6 protein-coding genes are annotated in these 2,569 nt (G+C 44.4%); 5 read left to right on the top strand and 1 reads right to left on the bottom strand.

All coding sequences use genetic code 11. The annotated features are described in order from the left end of the window. The 5 genes from CZ379_RS00065 to CZ379_RS00050 all read left to right on the top strand — a co-directional run. Positions 1-339, top strand: a 339-nt coding sequence (locus CZ379_RS00065) for a hypothetical protein (protein WP_110929736.1), incomplete at its 5' end; no start/stop codon positions are given. Next, positions 339-800, top strand: coding sequence for an HNH endonuclease (locus CZ379_RS00060; protein ID WP_110929735.1), 462 nt, complete (start codon positions 339-341; stop codon positions 798-800). The genes CZ379_RS00065 and CZ379_RS00060, both read left to right, overlap by 1 nt. After that, positions 793-1,038, top strand: a complete 246-nt coding sequence (locus tag CZ379_RS00055; RefSeq protein ID WP_110929734.1) for a helix-turn-helix domain-containing protein — start codon at positions 793-795, stop codon at positions 1,036-1,038. The genes CZ379_RS00060 and CZ379_RS00055 overlap by 8 nt, the downstream gene beginning before the upstream one ends. Before the next feature lie 113 nt (positions 1,039-1,151). Next, a complete protein-coding gene (locus CZ379_RS25820) occupies positions 1,152-1,316 on the top strand; it encodes a hypothetical protein (protein ID WP_199925379.1) in 165 nt (54 codons plus the stop codon). 19 nt (positions 1,317-1,335) lie between these two features. Beyond that, entirely contained in the window at positions 1,336-1,557 is a 222-nt protein-coding gene (locus CZ379_RS00050; RefSeq protein ID WP_110929733.1) for a hypothetical protein, read from the top strand. A gap of 42 nt (positions 1,558-1,599) precedes the next feature. On the opposite strand, the gene CZ379_RS00045 is transcribed toward CZ379_RS00050, so the two are convergent. Next, entirely contained in the window at positions 1,600-2,319 is a 720-nt protein-coding gene (locus CZ379_RS00045; RefSeq protein WP_110929732.1) for a BRO family protein, read from the bottom strand. Positions 2,320-2,569: the final 250 nt, after the last annotated feature.

The following is a 2,569-nucleotide window of genomic DNA, read 5'->3' as shown; positions in this document are numbered from 1 at the left end:
GCACAATTCGGAGGAACGGCTAAAGAATACTTTGCAGCAGCTTTAAAGCAAGCGTGGGCTAACGTTAAAGCCTGGGCGGCAAAGGCTACGTTTGAACTGGCTGCTGACACTCGCAAGGCTCGCACATGGCTGGCTCAAATCGTTGGAACGCATCCTACATACAAATTGGATCGGAAGTTTCTGAACGAGGATTACAGCAACGAGTACGGCGAGAAAGTATTCCGCTTAAACAATGGTTTTTACGAGTACAACGACGGTCGCCGTCGTGGAATGTTTGAAGTAGTTAATGGAGAAATCCGCAATGTTGATCAAAACAGCGTACTGGCGGCGATTGCGTAATGGTTAGGCGTATTGATTTAACGGGGAAAATGTTTGGAGATCTGGAGGTAATTCGACTGAGCGACCGAAGGGACAAAAATAACAACCTTCTTTGGGAATGTCTTTGCACCTGCGGTAAAACTACACATGTACCTACTGGCAGCTTAAACGCCGGGTATTATAAAAGTTGCGGCTGTAAGAGAGTTGCAAAGCGGAATAAAGGTGCATTAAAGCACATAGCCGCGGATCGTATAGATGGTACACGCAAGACAGCTCTTAAAGCCAAATTACATAAAGATAATAAGAGCGGACACAAGGGGGTTATTTGGATGGAGTCCCGGCAAGAATGGAAATCTTACATTGGATTTAAGGGCAAAAATATCACGCTGGGATATCGAAAAAACAAAGAAGATGCAATAACTCTACGTAAGGCAGCAGAGGAAAAATATCATAAACCATATTTGGAGGGACAAGATGAGTAACTGGACAGGATCGGGAATATGGGACGGTTGGACAATAAAAGATGACACGCTAATAAGTCCCACAGGACGCGGGTACAAGCCTAGCGACATCGAACCGGAGTTTTACACACAATCCGACTTAGCGCGGCTCCTTGGCGTAACCAGAGGCGCTATAGCAGATCGTATGAGACGCGGAACGTTACCGCCTTACGATAAAGATAAAACTTGGCGATATGATACCATTAAGCACTTGCTATAATTGTTCACAATTCGTTCCCATCTGTTCCCCTATACAACAGAGTGTAGGAGTGGTATATTTGTATTAACAGCAAGGGACGGCAGACAAAATTAAAATCAAAGGAGCGAATGAAAATGGTAAAAGTAATGTATGAGGATATCGTGGTAGGCGAGGTAGTTACAAATCGCAGCATGACGGTTTATGAAGCGCTGGAATTGATCGGGTTTAACGAACAGGAGTTTATCGAAGCTAACGGGTTTGATGACATTGATTATAACGATTTCAAACTTGTGTATTAATAAGGGAAGGGTGATTTAAGTGAAAAAGTATTATGCAATAATCAACGACAACACAGGCGCCCCAGCCTCCAAGATCGACGAGGACAATGATCTTCGTTTAGACCTCATCGAAGGTGCTGAAAAAGAAATCTACGAACACGCCGCTGAAAAGGGTGCTACTCGCGTCCACCTCTACGAACACAGCTTTGACGACTACGACAACAACGTTTACACATACCTAACAACTAAATCGGTAAGATAGAATCAAGCCCACCGACCATATAGGTTAGTGGGCTTGTATATATTAATTCGCTTGTTCTGCTGCGTCCCGGTCGCGTCCAGTACGTGGCAAAGCGCGAGACACTTGCTTTTTTGACAGGATTGCTTTAATATCGTGGTAGGATAAATTCATTTCAAGAAGCGTAGAGATTTGCCTTTCTGCTGTAAGAACTGCCTCAAGTTCTTCGGCTGTTAGGTGATCTCTTATTTTTTCGTCTTTTTTCAGTCCGAGTTCTAAGCGCAAATCTTTTGCACTCATCCCGAACAAGTGCTTATAGACGAGTTCTGTGTAGTTCCTGTATTGAAATTTCTTGTTAGGGCTTTCTTCGACGTAATCACGGATTGAATCGGTCATTGTGCGTCTAATAGTAATGCCTGCATCGCGCAACACCTGTTGACTGATACGGCCTACACGGATGGCATCGAGAATATCATACACCCAATCCATAAAGTCGTCTGCGATAGGTTGCCTACTATAACGAATCACATCAAAGATACCTTTTACTTTATAAACGATGTGTTCGCGTTCGCGTCCGTCAACCCCCGTCAGTTTGACGGTACTTGATAGTCGGTCTAAGCGATCGGCGTTCCGACGGTGGATGACTTCAATAGAACTCGCCGGGTCGCGATATTGCAACGCTCTCCCAATCTGCTCCCGCGTCATGTAAACTTCACCATGCTCGTCCATCCAAAAGTCACATTTGATCCCCAGGAACTCGCCTTGCTTGACCAGTCTCAATTTCAATTAACATTACCCCTCTCAAATATAAAATAGGACGATTGCTCGCCCCTACAATAACATTACCTCAATTGGTTCGATTTGTAAACAGAGGATGAAACGTTCGGTTTATCAGTCCGGCACACAAGCCGTTGATACATAAGGGTTCCTGATGTTTATTTGATGTTTTAATGCTCAATTCAGTCCAGTATCATATAAACACAAAAAGCCCCACCAGCAGGACGCTGACAGGGCTTCACCGATGCTTTCGGATTTG

It is taken from the genome of Paenibacillus bouchesdurhonensis (assembly GCF_900155685.1).
Classification (GTDB): domain Bacteria; phylum Bacillota; class Bacilli; order Paenibacillales; family Paenibacillaceae; genus Fontibacillus; species Fontibacillus bouchesdurhonensis.
Note: the sequence above shows the minus strand (reverse complement) of the source record. Positions and strands in the feature narration are given on the sequence as shown.

Excerpts from the sequence above, each read along its gene's own strand:
- CZ379_RS00055 (WP_110929734.1), top strand. The coding sequence starts at position 793 with ATGAGTAACTGGACAGGATCGGGAATATGGGACGGTTGGACAATAAAA.
- CZ379_RS25820 (WP_199925379.1), top strand. The coding sequence starts at position 1,152 with ATGGTAAAAGTAATGTATGAGGATATCGTGGTAGGCGAGGTAGTTACA.
- CZ379_RS00060 (WP_110929735.1), top strand. The coding sequence starts at position 339 with ATGGTTAGGCGTATTGATTTAACGGGGAAAATGTTTGGAGATCTGGAG.